Source organism: Ferrovum myxofaciens, from assembly GCF_000735045.1.
Classification (GTDB): Bacteria; Pseudomonadota; Gammaproteobacteria; order Burkholderiales; family Ferrovaceae; genus Ferrovum; species Ferrovum myxofaciens.
Genome location: NZ_JPOQ01000565.1, coordinates 1 through 349, shown reverse-complemented (window position 1 = coordinate 349; position 349 = coordinate 1). Strand labels below are relative to the sequence as shown.

Below are 349 nucleotides of genomic sequence, written 5' to 3'. Positions count from 1 at the left end.
TTCAAGATGCACGTCCATTTGGTCTTTGTGGCGAAATATCGCCGCAAAGTGTTTGACGGCGATGCCATCGACCGGATGCGCCGGATGTTCGGCAAGGTCTGCGAAGACATGGAAGCGTCCCTAGTGAGCGCGATCAATCTATTTGAGGGTGGTTTGGGCGGTTTTTTGCAAAATAGATGAGGGTATGGGGGTTGAGCGCCCTCAAAGAACTTGACTGGCAAGTCCCTCAAGGGCGAGTCTTTGGTTTCCCAACTAAAGACCCTCCCATTATGTGCCAAACCATCCTTCAGAATCCATCCTTTTTCAAATTTCTGTTGCGTATCGATCAGGATCATGCCGCCACGATCCG

General features: G+C 50.7%; 1 pseudogene. It reads left to right on the top strand.

Annotation, left to right across the window (positions count from 1 at the left end):
• Window positions 1-126 (top strand): annotated as a pseudogene (locus IV91_RS17655) (transposase); the annotation flags it as partial.
• Window positions 127-349 lie beyond the last annotated feature (223 nt).